The sequence below is a fragment of the Pseudomonas hormoni genome (assembly GCF_018502625.1).
GTDB lineage: Bacteria > Pseudomonadota > Gammaproteobacteria > Pseudomonadales > Pseudomonadaceae > Aquipseudomonas > Aquipseudomonas hormoni.
Window position 1 is genome coordinate 3,642,568 of record NZ_CP075566.1, and the last position, 15,537, is coordinate 3,658,104.

Genomic DNA, 15,537 nt, shown 5'->3' on the forward strand with positions numbered 1-15,537 from the left:
TCAACCCTGCGCCAGGCTCTGGTCCAGCCGCGTCATGGCCTGCTGCAACTGTTCAACCGCGGCGTCGATCTGCGCCGCATGACCCTCACTGCAGGCACGCTCCAGGACCTCGCAACACTCGATCAGGCTGACCGCCCGAACCATCAACGCCCCGCCCTTGATACGGTGTGCGAGCGTGCGAAGCACCTGCTGCTCGCCGCTCGCATGCGCCTCGAGCAGCTCATCCCGATCAGTGCGATTGGTCTTGACCACATCGCGTAGCAATTGCGTGATCAATTCATGGTCGTCACCGACGTATTGCAGCAGGCCACTCAGATCGATCTCGGGGGTTTCAGATGCTTCGATAACCGGCACGGGTTCACCTGCAAACCTGGAGGCCAACCAGGCACTCAGATCCGGCAGGCCGATCGGTTTGAACAGGCAGTCGTCCATGCCCGCCTCCAGGCAACGGGCCTTCTCATCGGGTTGCGCATTGGCGGTCAACCCCAGAATCAGCGTTGGCGGCAATCCCTGCGCACGCTCTTCATCGCGTATCGCACCCGTCAATTCATACCCGTTGAGCACCGGCATGTTGCAATCGGTCATGACCGCATCGAATTCGTATGCACGCCAGCTTTCGAATCCTTGCCGCCCCTCCTCGGCGACCATCACGCTGTGCCCCAGATAGCCTAACTGCCGGGACATCAACAGACGGTTGGCCGGGTAATCGTCGACCACCAGAATCTTCAGCTGACGCGTCTGCGGCAGCCCTTCTTCTTCGGGCGCATCGCAGGAGGGCAGCGCAGGCAACACGGGCAGTTCAAGGCAGACATCGATCCGCGTACCACGTCCAAGTGTGCTTTCGAGGAGCAACCGGCCGCCCATCATTTCGCACAAAGTCCGGCTGATCACCAACCCCAGCCCGGAACCTTGCCGGCCTGAATGCGGATTGTTACCGGCCTGCACGAACGAACTGAACAGTCGCTGCTGATCGAGTGCGCTGATGCCAATGCCAGTGTCTGCAATGCGTATGCTCACCACCAGATGCCCCGCCACGCCAGGTTCGACCCGCAGTGACAGGCTCACTTCGCCTTCACGGGTAAACTTGATTGCGTTACTCAGAAGATTGGACAGCACCTGCTTGAATCGAGTGGGGTCGATCAGCACGTCGCAGTCGCTGCGCTTATCCAGATCCACGCGCCATTCCAGATTCTTCTGCCGCGCCAGGCCTTCGAACACCCGGCACAACGATTCGACCAGCGTACGCAAATTGGCCCGTTCCGGTGTCAGGGACAAATGCCCCGATTCAATACGGGCGATGTCCAGAATGTCGCCAATCAACGCCAGCAATTGTTGGCCGGCACTGGACGCCACTTCGATGGCCGGACGGTCGATAACGCCTTCATCCGCCCGCTTCAGCGCCAACTCGAGCATGCCAAGAAGCGCATTCATCGGCGTGCGGATTTCATGGCTCATCGTGGCCAGAAACGTGGTTTTCGCACGATTGGCATCGTCCGCGGCGTCCTTGGCCTCCTGCAACTGACTGAGCAACTGTTGACGCAGACGAATCTGCCGGCGCTGCCAGGCAATCCACGCCAGTGCCAGCAACAATAAGGCGCCGGCGGCGGCAAAGGCCTGGAAAATATCCTGACGGTGACCCAGCCAGAAGCTTGGCTCGACCATCAGGTCATTGCTCCAGTTGCTAGTCATTGCATCGATTTCTTCGAGTGGAATGCTGAGCAGCGCCTTGTCCAGAATCGAATGCAGCACCACCGCCTCGCGACCGGTCGCCAGGGTGCTGCGGGCCGGGTCGGTGCCGACGGTGCTGGTCACTTGCAGCCGGTCCCGATACTGCCGGGAAATCATGACCCTGGCGCCGATCAGCGAGTTGATGCCGCCGTCCGCCTTGCCTTGGGCCACCATTTCCATCGCTTGCGCCGTCAATGGCGCATTGACCAGTTCAATCCGCGGAAAGTGCTGACGAATGAATTCACCGGCACTGTTGCCCTGGGTGATGGCCAGCGTTTTTCCCGCCATGTCATCCAGTGTTCGGGGATTGCCCGGCGCGATACGCGTCACCAGCACATTAGGGCTGGTCAAAAACGGTCGGGTGAAGCGCAGTTCGATTTCACGTTCGATGCTGGGGCTGATCCCGGCGACCAGATCGACCTGCCCGGTCCTGATCCATTCCAGTATTTCAGCCACTGACCGGGTGGGTTGAATGTCAAACTTCAAGCCGGTGCGCAGGCTGATTTTCGCCAGCACATCAATGCTGATGCCCCGGTACTTGCCCTCACTGTCGATGAATGAAATCGGCATGAGGTTTTCGTTGATCGCTACTCGTACGCGCGGATGATCGTCGAGCCAGCGTTGCTCGATGACGCTGAAGAGCGGGGCCTGAGTGCCTGCGATGGAGGTCCCGCTGCCGCCCCATCGGCGCAGGATGTTCATCCGTTCATTGGTCGGAATCGCCGCCAGCGCCCGGTTGACGATGCGTTGCAGCTGATGACTGTCGCTGCTCATCGCGAACGCGAAACGCCCGGACTCCAGAAGCGCAAAATCGGCCAGTTGAACATTGTTGAGGTAGTTTTTGCTGATCAGGTAGTGGGCGCTGATGGCATCGCTGAGGACAGCGTCCGCCTGACGGAACGCCACGGCCCCCACCGCCTCAAGCGTCGAGGGATACAGCTCGACATTCGCCTTGGGATAAAACGCCCGCACTTGCTGCTCGGGCAAATAGTGGTACAGCATCGCCAGCCGTTTATTGGCCAGATCGGGGTCAAGCGGCGCAGTCGAATCCGTGCGGGTCAGCACGACGGGTTGATCGTCCGCATAGGCAGCGGACATCCGCAACTGTGGGTCCTCGACCTCGTAACGATTGGCTGTTCCCAGCAAATCAGCCTTGCCTTCCTTGATCGCCCGCACCGCATCGTCCCGCGTCGCATAGCGGTGAACGTCGATCTCCACGTGCAACAGCTGTTTGAGCAACCCTGCAACGTCAGCCGTCAACCCTTCATAGTCCGTGCCGGTGGTGGTGATGTCGAAGGGCGGGTAATCCGGCGCCGAGATGGCCAACACCAACCGGCCCTTTTGCCGCAGCAGGCGCGAATCGGCATCTGACAGTTTGACGTCGTAGTCGTCGACGCTGGAGCGTCCCAGTAATTTCAGGGTTTGCGGCTTTGCGTAGACGCTGGATATCCATAGACAGCCCAGCAGTGCGAGGAGTAGCAGGCTACGCGAACGTCGGAAGGTCTTCATTCAGATCAGATGATTGCGTTTGGCGAGTTCACTCAGGTGTACATTGGATTCAACGTTGAGTTTTTCTAACAGCCGGGTCTTGTAGGTGCTGGTGGTCTTGGGGCTCAGGTTCATGAGGTCGGCGATTTCCTTGTTGCCCAACCCCTTGGCCAGGTACAGAAAGATGGTCAGTTCTCGGTCGGAGAGCTTGTCGATCATCTCCTTCTCGCTGCGTTGCATCGTGCTCAGCGCCACCGAACTCGACGACAGCTCGGCGAAATAGGTGTAACCGGCCATCACCGCAAGCACTGCATCGTGCAAATGCTGCAAATCGTTGGACTTGGAAACATACGCCACGGCGCCGGCACGCATGCAGCGGTCCTGATAAAACCGGGGGTCCTGGCCGGTGAAAACCAGCACCCGGCATCGCTCATCACTGGCCTGGATGCGGGCCAGTACTTCCAGCCCGCCGAGACGGGGCATCATCAGATCCAGCAGCACCAGATCAGGTTGATGCTCACGGATCGCCGAAAAGACCTCGTTGCCGCTGGACAGCTCGTAAATCGATTGAAACCCTAACTGTTTAAGCAGGATTTTGACGGCTGCGCGAACCACCGGATGGTCGTCCGCTATCAGCGCTGACTTCATGGCAACTCCCTGTGCAAATACACGACGAGGGGACAAAGAATGTCCATGGGCCGAACCCGGATTAACGCAGCAGTTGCGCGAAGACTCTTGCACGGAAAACAGCGCAAAACTACCTGACAGAAATGACAGTGCCGACGAACGGCAATCGAGGATCAACCCTTGCCATCAACCGCTGAATGCACGCCAGATCAGGCAGCGTGGCGAGGTTCACCTGAACCTCCTGCTGCCTGCAGGCAGGGATCAATGGCAACTTCACCTGCTCGCCGTCATAGATCAATGCGTGATGAACCTGTGGGTTATCGAGGAAGAATTCGGGCAGGTCGAGCTCTTCACCCGCCAGCGAGGCATTGATGACCACCAGATCAAAAGGCTCGCTCCCGTACTCGACCAGCGTCAGCAATTCCGCAAGGTCCTGCACCGGCGCCACGCGGTAGTAATCGAGCCGGTTGAACAGGCGCTCGATTCTCATCCGCTGGCAATGCTGCTGGTCGGCAATCAGGATTCGCAACGCTTTGTTCGGCAACCGGGGCCCCCAGAAGGGTTTCAGATTCGTGAGGCCGCAAGGCTACGGAAGAGCCAACGAGTTTTCTGTAGGACTATTCCTAAAAACCAGGGCATCCCGTCCGTTGTCAGAGGGGAATCAACGCTATTCCGTCGTACTCGGACTCCAGAACGCCTGTACCACCAGCGTCGACGTCGAAATCCGAGCCACCAGAGCATCCAGTTCATCGCCGTCCACCGAGGTCGTCGCGAGCGTCGCTTCCACCTCGATTTCTTCGGTGCCGAATGCGTGCACGTCCACATCGCTCGCCGGGTAATTGCAGCGCTCGAGTTCCGCCTCAAGCAGCGCCAGTACGGCTTTCTGCTGCGAGCGTCGGGCTATCACGTAAACGATGTTGGTGACTTCAGCCGAAATCACGTCCAGCGGCTGACGGTTGATGTTATTGACGATCGGCCGCAGCAAGGTATTGGCCGCCAGCACGAACAGCGTACCGAGCAAGGCTTCGAGGACCAGGTCGGCACCGGCGCAGGCACCGACGGCCGCCGAGGCCCACAAGGTGGCGGCGGTGTTGAGGCCTCGTACGTTGCCCTCCTCGCGCATGATCACCCCGGCACCGAGAAAGCCGATGCCGGAGACCACGTAGGCAACCACCCGCACCGCCCCTTCGGCACCGCCGAGGCGGTTGGCCATGTCGACGAAAATCGCCGCACCCACCGCCACCAGCACATTGGTGCGCAGGCCGGCCGTGCGTTGACGGTATTGGCGTTCGAAGCCGATCAGGCCACCGAGGATGAAGGCCGCACTGAGGCTGACCAGGGTGTCGACCAGCGAGGTCAGGTTGATGTTGTTGAGTGCTTGCATCGAAAAATCCTTGAACGACATAGAACCCCTGTGGCGAGGGAGCTTGCTCCCGCTGGGCTGCGAAGCGGCCCCAAAAAAACCGGACAACGCAGATATTCCGGTAGACCGTGTCAGCCGGTTTGCGACTGCTGCGCAGTCGAGCGGGAGCAAGCTCCCTCGCCACAGGGTTTCGGCACAGCAAATGTGTTTGGTTTACTGCCAGCCAAACCGGCGGACATAGAAGCCCTTCACGGCCTGGGTCAGCGCCATGTACGCCAGCAGAATCACCGGCGGGAACACGAAATACAGCGACGGCAACGCCTGCAATTTGAAGTAGTGCGCCAACGGTCCCATCGGCAGGAAGATGCCCACGGCCATGATGATCCCGGTCATCACCATCAGCGGCATGGCCGCGCGGCTTTGCAGGAACGGGATCTTCGGCGTGCGGATCATGTGCACGATCAGCGTCTGCGTCAGCAGCCCGACCACGAACCAGCCGGACTGGAACAGGGTTTGATGGTCCGGGGTATTGGCGTCGAACACGTACCACATCAAGGCAAACGTGGTGATGTCGAAGATCGAACTGATCGGGCCAAAGAACAGCATGAAGCGCCCGACGTCCGCCGGTTGCCAGCGCTGGGGTTGCTTGAGCATGTCTTCATCGACGTTATCGAATGGGATGGCGATCTGCGAAATGTCGTAGAGCAGGTTCTGCACCAGCAGGTGCATCGGCAGCATCGGCAGGAACGGGATGAACGCGCTCGCTACCAGCACCGAGAACACGTTGCCGAAGTTCGAGCTCGCGGTCATCTTGATGTACTTGAGCATGTTGGCGAAGGTGCGGCGCCCTTCCAGCACGCCCTCCTCCAGCACCATCAGGCTTTTCTCCAGCAGGATGATGTCCGCCGCTTCCTTGGCGATGTCCACGGCGCTGTCCACCGAAATGCCGATGTCGGCGGTGCGCAGGGCCGGGGCGTCATTGATGCCGTCGCCCATGAACCCGACTACATGGCCGTTGCCTTTGAGCAGACGAACGATGCGTTCCTTGTGCGTCGGCGTCAGTTTGGCGAAGACGTTGGTGGTCTCCACGGCCACGGCCAGTTCCGCGTCCGTCATGCGTTCGATGTCGTTGCCCATCAGCAAGCCTTGCTGCTCCAGGCCGACTTCGCGGCAGATCTTCGCGGTCACCAGTTCGTTGTCGCCGGTCAGCACTTTTACCGCCACGCCATGAGCGGCCAATGCTTTCAGGGCCGGCGCGGTGCTTTCCTTCGGTGGGTCGAGAAACGCCACGTAACCGATCAGCGTCAGTGCTTGCTCATCCGCCAGGCTATAGGTGTCGCGTCCCTCGATCATTGGCCGCGCGGCGACCGCCACCACCCGCAGTCCTTCGGCGTTGAATGCAGCGGTGACCTGACGAATCCGCGCCAGCAGGTCATCGGTCAGCGCTTCATCGATCACGCCATGACGCACCCGCGTGCACACCGCCAGCACCTCTTCCACCGCGCCTTTGCAGATCAGCAGGTGCGAGTGATCGCGCTCGGCGACCACCACCGACATGCGCCGGCGAGTGAAGTCGAACGGGATCTCGTCGACCTTGCGAAACGCCGTGCCGACTTTCAGTTCACGGTGGACATCGACGTGTTCGAGTACCGCCACGTCCAGCAGGTTTTTCAGGCCGGTCTGGTAGTAGCTGTTGAGGTAGGCCATTTCAAGCACGTCATCGGAGTCGTTGCCCCAGACATCGACGTTGCGCGCCAGAAAAATTTTGTCCTGGGTCAGGGTGCCGGTCTTGTCAGTGCACAACACGTCCATGGCGCCGAAGTTCTGGATCGCGTCGAGGCGTTTGACGATGACTTTTTTGCGCGACAGGAATACCGCGCCCTTGGCCAGGGTCGAGGTGACGATCATCGGCAGCATTTCCGGGGTCAGGCCCACGGCAATCGACAGCGCGAACAGCAGCGCTTCGGTCCAGTCGCCCTTGGTGAAACCGTTGATGAACAGCACCAGCGGCGCCATGACGAACATGAAGCGGATCAGCAGCCAGCTGACTTTGTTGACCCCGGTCTGGAACGACGTCGGCGCGCGGTCGGTGGCACCGACTCGCTGGGCCAGCGCACCGAAATAGGTGCTGTTGCCCGTGGTCAGAATCACCGCAATCGCCGTGCCGGACACCACGTTGGTGCCCATGAACAGGATGTTGTCGAGGTCCAGCGGGTTGCTCGTGTCGCTGTCCTGCTGGCGAGGGAATTTTTCCACCGGCATCGATTCGCCGGTCATGGCCGCCTGACTGACGAACAGGTCTTTGGCGTTGAGCACACGGCAATCGGCGGGAATCATGTCGCCGGCCGAGAGCACGATCAGATCGCCCGGCACCAACAATTTGATCGGCACTTCGGTGCGCAGGGCATCGCGACGCATCACCGTGGCCGTGTTGCTGACCATCGCCTTGAGCGCGTCGGCCGCCTGGTTGGATTTGGTTTCCTGCCAGAAGCGCAGCAAGGTCGAGAGCACCACCATCGAGAAAATCACGATGGCGGCTTTCATGTCCTCGGTCAGCCAGGAGATGGCCGCGAGCAACGTCAGCAGCAGGTTGAACGGATTCTTGTAGCAGTGCCACAGGTGAATCCACCATGGCAGCGGTTGCTCGTGCTCGACTTCGTTGAGGCCGAATTGCACGCGCAGTGCGTCGGCTTCGGCTTCGCTCAGGCCGTCGGTGTGGCTGCTGAGGTTGTCCAGCAGTTGGCCGGTGTCGCTGTTGGCGGCGCTCACCAGAGTTTGCGCCAGGGTCGGCGGCACCTCGCGGCTGACCGTGGTGTCGGTGAAATTTTCCAGCAACGCCAGGCGACGGAAGTGTCGGGCGATGTGGCGGGTGCGCAGGAATCCGGCGAAGAATTCTTTGAGCAGGGTCAGGTTCATGGCAGTTCCCCCAGGGTCAGCCGGGAAACCTTCCAGCAGGCGTGTCGATACGCCGCGATGACGACAAAAAAAGTCGAACATCACGCACGGTTCAGCGTCGATGAGAGGACATCGGGACACGGACCAGGACTGGCCGCGATCGGGATGCCGCTGCTCGCTATTCGGCGAGACAACGGCACAAGAATTTGCGCGTTATCTTGCCGAGAATGTGCCGGTTATTGGAACCGGCCGACTACTGTCACTCGAACAAGTACCCACTGTGGGTCTCCGCTATTGATGAAAACGCGCGAAGCTTACGCCCCGATTTGTGGAGAGTAAACGAAGTATTGGCAAGTCGTTGGGGAATTGAGGGGTTCTTCAGGAAGGGTTCAGGATTAAGGATTTGTGGAGTTAATGAGGGCCCCATCGCGAGCAGGCTCGCTCCCACAGTGGATCTTCAGTGAACACAAATTTTGTGTAAGACAAAGATCAAATGTGGGAGCGAGACCGGCTTGCCGGCGATAGCGGTTTTACAGACGCCGAAAATCTTAACTGGCTGTCGCTAGCAGCAAGTCCATCACCGACCGACCCTGCCCACGGCTCCTGCCATGTTCATACAAAGAGCCCGCAATCTCATCCGCGCGAATCGGCAGGATCGACAGCAAGGTGTCGCTCAACCCGTGGCTCGCCTGGCAGAAGCCCTGCATGTAGATGCCGGCCTTGCAGCGCTCGTCAGCGATCAGTTTGTAGTTGCGGTCCACTTCGAAATCACCCAGGTAGTCCTCCAGCGGCGCCAGCAGCTTGCGGTGCATCTGACGCTCATACCCGGTGGCCAGAACCACAGCGTCGTAATGACGAACCGTGACTTCGCCGGTCGCGTTGTTACGCACGGCCAGTTCGATTCCACGCTCGGTGGCGGTGGCTTTTTCGATAGTGGTCAGGGTGCGGAAAGCATGACGGGCAATGCCCGAGACTTTCTGGCGATAGAAGATGCCGTAGATGCGTTCGATCAGGTCAATGTCCACCACCGAATAATTGGTGTTGTGGTACTCGTTGACCAGGCGCTCACGCTCGCTGCTCGCCTGCTGGAACACCAGGTCGGTGAATTCCGGCGAGAACACTTCGTTGACGAACGGGCTGTCGTCCGCCGGCTTCAGCGCCGAGCCGCGCAGGATCATGTCCACCTGCACCGACGGGAAGCTGTCGTTCAGATCGATGAAGGCTTCCGCCGCGCTCTGCCCGCCACCGATGATCGCGATGCTCATCGGATGATTGTTCACGCACGGTTGCTTGGCCATCTGCGCCAGGTACTGCGAGTGATGGAACACCCGACCGTCATCCTTCAACGCCTTGAACGCTTCGGGAATGCGCGGCGTGCCACCGGCACTCACCACCACCGAACGGGCGGTGCGCACGTGTTGCTGGCCCTGGGTATCGCGGGAGATCACACGCAGCGCTTCGACCTGCTGGTTGTGCAACACGGGCTCGATGGTCAGCACTTCTTCGCCGTAGCGGCTCTGTTCGGCAAACTGCCCGGCGACCCAGCACAGGTAGTCGTTGTACTCCATGCGGCACGGATAGAAGGTGCCGAGGTTGATGAAGTCCACCAGACGGCCATGGTGCTTGAGGTAGTTGACGAAGGAATAGGGGCTGGTCGGGTTGCGCAGGGTCACCAGGTCCTTGAGGAAGGAAATCTGCAACTCGCTCTGGGTCACCAGGGTGTTGCCGTGCCAGCGATAGTCCGCCTGCTTGTCGAGAAACAGAACATCCAGCTCGCCCTGACTCGGCCCGCGCTCTTGCAGAGCGATGGCCAGCGCCAGGTTCGAAGGGCCGAAACCGACGCCGATCAGGTCGTGAACGATGGGCGATGCAATTGCCTGTGTCATTTCCAGTGTCCTCTGGATGAACCCCTCAACAAGGGGAGGAAGCCTAAGTGACCTGGCCATTCTTGGGAGCACAGCAGGTCGTCTGTTGAGTAGGAACGAGGACAATGAAATAAAATTTAACAACAAACGCTCAGTGGGCGTCCCATTGCAGCATCCGCACCCGGCAATGCTTCATCGCATTGACGATGTGCTTTTCCACCAACGCGCGGGAAATGCCCAGATGTGCGGCGATCTCCGGGTGTGACATCCCTTCGATCTTGCGCAGCAGGAAACTCTCGCGGCACAACCGCGGCAATTCCGCCAACGCACGCTGGAGCATCTCCAGGCGCTGGCCGTGATCGAGGCAGTTGTGAGGGGATGGGGTGAAGTAGCGCTCTTCGTTGTCGAGCACCTCCAGCGACTCGACCTGACGCAAGGCATTGCGCCGATGGTCGTCGATCACCAGATTGAGCGCGGTGCGATACAGGAAAGCCCGGGGCTGCTCGATCGGCGTATCGCTGGAACGTTCCAGGACCCGCACATAAGCGTCATGCACCACATCTTCGGCCACCTGACGGTTGCCCAGCTTGGCGTTGAGGAAACACACCAGCTCGCGATAGTAGTTTTCCAACCATGACTCCCGGCCGCACGGGTGCGGTTTCTTTCCTTGAGCCACCGCAACGACCGCCGAAATGGGCAGTGGCACGATAGTGGCAGTTCAGGTGTGTAATTTATAGTAATTCTCATATAGATTTAAAGTGTTGCTTTGTCTTGCCCGACAAATAGTCTTGAACTACAGGTGTAACCCTAAATGTCCACGCCTAAATTCCCCGCCGCTTTTCTCGTATAAAGGACAGCTCCCCGTCTCTGTCGGCTTCCCGACAGCGTTCAACTGTTGCCAGATTTCGTGCGCAGGCTGAGCGACGGGCCGATATCCATTGGCCGGAACCCTGCATGAAACGTCCCCGACAGACCCGACGCGCCCTGCTTGTAGCACTTTGTCTGATCCCCGTTATCGCTGTGGCTGCCTGGCAGGTCATCCCGCCCGGGCGAGACAAATTTGCCACGGTGCAAGTCAGCCGCGGCGACATCGAAAGCAGTGTCACGGCCCTCGGCACCCTGCAACCTCGACGCTACGTGGACGTCGGCGCGCAGGCGTCCGGGCAGATCCAGAAGATCCACGTGGAAGTCGGTGACGTGATCAAGGAAGGCCAGTTGCTGGTGGAAATCGATCCGTCCACGCAACAGGCCAAACTCGACGCCGGGCGTTTCTCGATCGAAAACCTCAAGGCGCAACTCGAGGAACAACGGGCGCAACACGAACTGGCCCGGCAAAAGTTCCAGCGCCAGCAGAACCTCAAGGCCGGCGGCGCCACGCGCGAAGAAGACGTGCAAACCGCCCAGGCTGAGCTGCGCGCCACCCAGGCGCGCATCGACATGTTCCAGGCACAAATCCGCCAGGCCCAGGCCAGCTTGCGCAGCGATCAGGCCGAGCTCGGCTACACGCGCATTTACGCACCGATGTCCGGCACCGTGGTCGCACTCGATGCCCGTGAAGGCCAGACCCTCAACGCGCAGCAGCAAACGCCGTTGATTCTGCGCATCGCCAAGTTGTCGCCGATGACCGTCTGGGCCGAGGTGTCGGAAGCCGACATCGGTCACGTCAAACCCGGCATGACCGCCTGGTTCACCACACTCAGCGGCGGCAAGCGACGCTGGAGCAGCACCGTGCGGCAGATTCTGCCGGTGCCGCCCAAACCTTTGGACCAGACCAGCCAGGGCGGCGGCAGCCCGGCCAGTTCGAGCAAAAGCGGCAGCGCCCGCGTGGTGCTGTACACCGTGTTGCTCGATGTCGACAACGCCGACAACGCGCTGATGGCGGAAATGACCACCCAGGTGTTCTTCGTTTCCAACCAGGCGAAAGACGTGCTCACGGCGCCCATCGCCGCGCTGCAAGGCGGCACGCAACCAAACATTCAGACCGCTCAGGTCGTCGCCAGGAATGGCCGCGTCGAGCAACGTGACGTGCGCACCGGCATCAGCGATCGCCTGCGGGTGCAGATCCTCGACGGCTTGCAGGAAGGCGATCACCTGTTGATTGGCCCGGCCGACGGGAGTGGCGGCTGAATGCTGACGCCACTGATCGACCTGCAGGACATCCGCAAATCCTACGGCGGCGGCGATTCACCGCAGGTTCACGTGTTGCGAGGTATCGACCTGTCGATCCATGCCGGTGAGTTCGTGGCGATTGTCGGTGCGTCCGGTTCCGGCAAGTCGACGCTGATGAACATCCTCGGTTGCCTCGACCGCCCGACTTCGGGCGAATACCGCTTCGCCGGGGAAAACGTCGCCGCACTCGACAGCGACGAACTGGCCTGGCTGCGTCGTGAAGCCTTTGGCTTTGTGTTCCAGGGCTACCACCTGATCCCGTCCGGCTCGGCCCAGGAAAACGTCGAGATGCCGGCCATCTACGCAGGCTTGCCGGCCGCCGAACGCCATGCCCGCGCCGCCGCCCTGCTCGACCGCCTCGGCCTGGCCTCGCGCACCGGCAACCGGCCACATCAACTCTCCGGCGGCCAACAGCAACGCGTCTCCATCGCCCGTGCCTTGATGAACGGCGGCCACATCATCCTCGCCGACGAACCCACCGGCGCCCTCGACAGCCACAGTGGCGCCGAGGTCATGACGCTGCTCGATGAACTGGCGAGCCAGGGCCACGTGGTCATCCTCATCACCCACGACCGCGAAGTCGCGGCCCGGGCCAAACGCATCATCGAAATCCGCGACGGGCTGATCATCAGCGACAGCGCCCACGACAACCCCCACGTGCAAACCTCGGCCAACCCCGGCGCGCTGCAGGCCGTCGACTTGCGCAAGCGCCTGAGCGAGGGCGCCGAGGCCACCGGAGCCTGGAAAGGCGAGCTGGTGGACGCGGTGCACGCCGCGTGGCGGGTGATGTGGATCAACAGGTTTCGCACCGCACTGACGTTGCTCGGGATCATCATCGGCGTCGCGTCGGTGGTAGTGATGCTGGCCGTCGGCGAAGGCAGCAAGCGTCAGGTGATGGCGCAAATGGGCGCGTTCGGCTCGAACATCATTTACCTCAGCGGCTCGGCACCCAACCCGCGAACGCCGCTGGGCATCATCACCCTCGATGACGTCGCGGCGGTGGGCAGCCTGCCGCAAGTGACGCGCATCATGCCGGTCAACGGCGAGGAAGCCGGGGTGCGTTTCGGCAACCTCGATCATCTGAGCTACGTTGGCGGCAACGACACCAACTTCCCGGCGATCTTCAATTGGCCGGTGGTGGAAGGCAGCTATTTCACCCAGGACGATGAACGCAACGCAGCGGCTGTCGCGGTGATCGGCCACAAGGTGCGGACCAAATTGCTCAAGGACGTGGCCAACCCGATCGGCCAATACATCCTGATCGAAAACGTGCCGTTCCAGGTGGTCGGCGTGCTCGCGGAAAAAGGCGCCAGCTCCGGCGACACCGACAGCGACGACCGCATTGCCATCCCGTATTCCGCCGCCAGCGTCCGGCTGTTCGGCACTCACAACCCCGAATACGTGGCCATCGCGGCAGCTGATGCGCGCAAGGTCAAAGAAACAGAAATGGCCATCGAGCAGCTGATGTTGCGTCTGCACGACGGCAAGAAGGATTTCGAGCTGACCAACAACGCGGCAATGATCCAGGCCGAGGCACGCACGCAAAATACCCTGTCGCTGATGCTCGGTTCGATCGCCGCGATTTCGCTGTTGGTGGGCGGGATTGGCGTGATGAACATCATGCTGATGACCGTGCGCGAACGCACCCGCGAGATCGGCATTCGCATGGCCACCGGCGCTCGCCAGCGCGACATCCTGCGGCAGTTCCTCACCGAAGCGGTGATGCTTTCGGTGGTCGGCGGCCTCGCCGGCATTGCCCTGGCGCTGATCGTCGGCGGTGTGCTGATCCTCAGCGAAGTGGCCGTCGCGTTTTCTTTGATAGCGGTACTCGGTGCTTTCGGCTGTGCCTTGGTCACCGGTGTTGTCTTCGGCTTCATGCCGGCTCGCAAAGCTGCCCGGCTCGACCCGGTCACGGCCCTTACCAGTGAATGATCGATCTATGAAAGCGCCACTCAGCCTGTTGACCCTCTGCGTGTTGCTCAGCGCGTGCGCCAGCCCGGACCCGCGTCCGGACAGTGGCTTGCAGCCGCCGCCCGCCTGGCAATCGGCGCACAGTGAAAACGCCGTGTTGAGCAACGCCCGGTGGTGGACGCACTTTGGCAGCCCGCAGCTCGATCAACTGATTGAACAGGCCCGCGTCGGCAGCTATGACCTGTCAGCGGCACTGGCGCGAGTTCGTCAGGCCCGGGCGACGACTGTGATTGCTGGCGGTTCGCTGCTGCCGGAAGTGAAAGCCGCGATGAACGCCAATCGCCAGAAGCTGATGCGCGGTGACGGCTACAGCCAACTGGACGCCGACGACAGCAACAAGGCGGTGGATTACTTCGACGCCAGCCTCAGCGCCAGTTATGAAATCGATTTCTGGGGCGGCCAGCGCGCCTCCCGCGACAGTGCGCAATTCGGCCTGCGGGCCAGCGAGTTCGATCGCGACACGGTGGAATTGACGCTGCTCAGCGCGGTCGCCAGCACCTACGCGCAAGCCCTGTCGCTGCAAGAGCAACACCGTATCGCGCAGCTCAATCTGGCGAATGCGCAAAAGGTTTTGAACCTGGTAAAAACCCGCTTCGACGCAGGTTCGGCCACCGCCCTGGAACTGGCCCAGCAAAAGAGCCTGGTCGCCGCGCAACAACGGCAGCTGCCGCTGGTGCAGCAGCAAGCCGAAGAAGCGAGGATCACGCTCGCTGCCCTCCTCGGCCGCCCCGTTCAAGCATTGAAGCTCGATGATCAGCGCTTCGATCAACTCAGTTGGCCGGTTATCGGTGCGGGCGTGCCCAGCGACTTGCTCAACCGGCGCCCGGACATTGCTCGCGCCGAAGCGCAGTTGGCGGCCGCCCGGGCCGACGTAACCGTGGCCCGGGCGAAAATGCTGCCCACGGTGACATTGAGCGCCCAGATCGGTTCTGGCGCCGACACCTTTAACGATGTGCTGCGCAGCCCGTTCTACAACCTCACCGCCGGATTGGTCGCGCCGATTTTCAACAACGGACGCCTGAGCGCCGAACGCGACAAAGCCACGGCCCGTCAGGAAGAACTGCTGGAAACCTACCGCGGCGCGATCATCAACGGCTTTGCCGACGTGGAAAAAGCCCTGACCGGTATTCGCGGTCTCGACGCCCAGCGCCAATGGCAAAGTGAAGAGTTGAATCAGGCGCAAACGGCATTCGATATTGCGCAAAGCCGCTATCAGGCCGGGGCCGAGGATTTGCTGACGGTGCTGGAGACGCAGCGCACGTTGTATGCCGCGCAGGATTTGAATGTGCAGCTGCGGTTGTCGAGGTTGCAGGCGAGTATTGCGTTGTACAAGGCGCTTGGGGGTGGGTGGCAGGTTTTATAGCTTAATTGCTAGTGATGGCCTCTTCGCGGGCAAGCCTCGCTCCTACAGTAAATTTAATCTCCTGTAGG

10 protein-coding genes are annotated in these 15,537 nt (G+C 60.8%); 3 read left to right on the plus strand and 7 right to left on the minus strand.

The features are described 5' to 3' along the window. From KJF94_RS17050 to KJF94_RS17080, 7 genes are all read right to left on the minus strand, one after another. The gene (locus KJF94_RS17050) at positions 1–3,237 is read right to left on the minus strand and encodes a transporter substrate-binding domain-containing protein (protein WP_214377453.1); all 3,237 of its coding nucleotides are present in this window, start codon (positions 3,235–3,237) and stop codon (positions 1–3) included. Beyond that, positions 3,238–3,864 (minus strand): response regulator transcription factor, encoded by a 627-nt coding sequence (locus KJF94_RS17055; protein WP_214377454.1) that lies wholly within the window; start codon positions 3,862–3,864, stop codon positions 3,238–3,240. Between the two features lie 109 nt (positions 3,865–3,973). Further along, complete coding sequence (locus tag KJF94_RS17060; RefSeq protein ID WP_214377455.1) at positions 3,974–4,387, minus strand: ANTAR domain-containing protein; 414 nt, start codon at positions 4,385–4,387, stop codon at positions 3,974–3,976. Between the two features lie 123 nt (positions 4,388–4,510). Next, positions 4,511–5,227: an MgtC/SapB family protein gene (locus tag KJF94_RS17065; RefSeq protein ID WP_214377456.1), complete on the minus strand. Its 717-nt coding sequence runs from the start codon at positions 5,225–5,227 to the stop codon at positions 4,511–4,513. Between the two features lie 192 nt (positions 5,228–5,419). Next, entirely contained in the window at positions 5,420–8,122 is a 2,703-nt protein-coding gene (mgtA, locus tag KJF94_RS17070; protein ID WP_214377457.1) for a magnesium-translocating P-type ATPase, read from the minus strand. Between the two features lie 527 nt (positions 8,123–8,649). Further along, positions 8,650–9,987 (minus strand): lysine N(6)-hydroxylase/L-ornithine N(5)-oxygenase family protein, encoded by a 1,338-nt coding sequence (locus KJF94_RS17075; RefSeq protein ID WP_214377458.1) that lies wholly within the window; start codon positions 9,985–9,987, stop codon positions 8,650–8,652. 130 nt (positions 9,988–10,117) lie between these two features. After that, the gene (locus KJF94_RS17080; protein ID WP_214377459.1) at positions 10,118–10,597 is read right to left on the minus strand and encodes a sigma-70 family RNA polymerase sigma factor; all 480 of its coding nucleotides are present in this window, start codon (positions 10,595–10,597) and stop codon (positions 10,118–10,120) included. A 323-nt stretch (positions 10,598–10,920) separates the two neighbouring features. Between KJF94_RS17080 and KJF94_RS17085 the strand changes: the two genes are divergently transcribed. From KJF94_RS17085 to KJF94_RS17095, 3 genes are read left to right on the plus strand one after another with little or no spacing between them, the layout of a single operon-like run. Further along, positions 10,921–12,093: an efflux RND transporter periplasmic adaptor subunit gene (locus KJF94_RS17085; protein ID WP_214377460.1), complete on the plus strand. Its 1,173-nt coding sequence runs from the start codon at positions 10,921–10,923 to the stop codon at positions 12,091–12,093. Next, positions 12,094–14,067: a MacB family efflux pump subunit gene (locus KJF94_RS17090; protein ID WP_214377461.1), complete on the plus strand. Its 1,974-nt coding sequence runs from the start codon at positions 12,094–12,096 to the stop codon at positions 14,065–14,067. Between the two features lie 7 nt (positions 14,068–14,074). Beyond that, the gene (locus KJF94_RS17095; RefSeq protein WP_214377462.1) at positions 14,075–15,469 is read left to right on the plus strand and encodes an efflux transporter outer membrane subunit; all 1,395 of its coding nucleotides are present in this window, start codon (positions 14,075–14,077) and stop codon (positions 15,467–15,469) included. Positions 15,470–15,537: the final 68 nt, after the last annotated feature.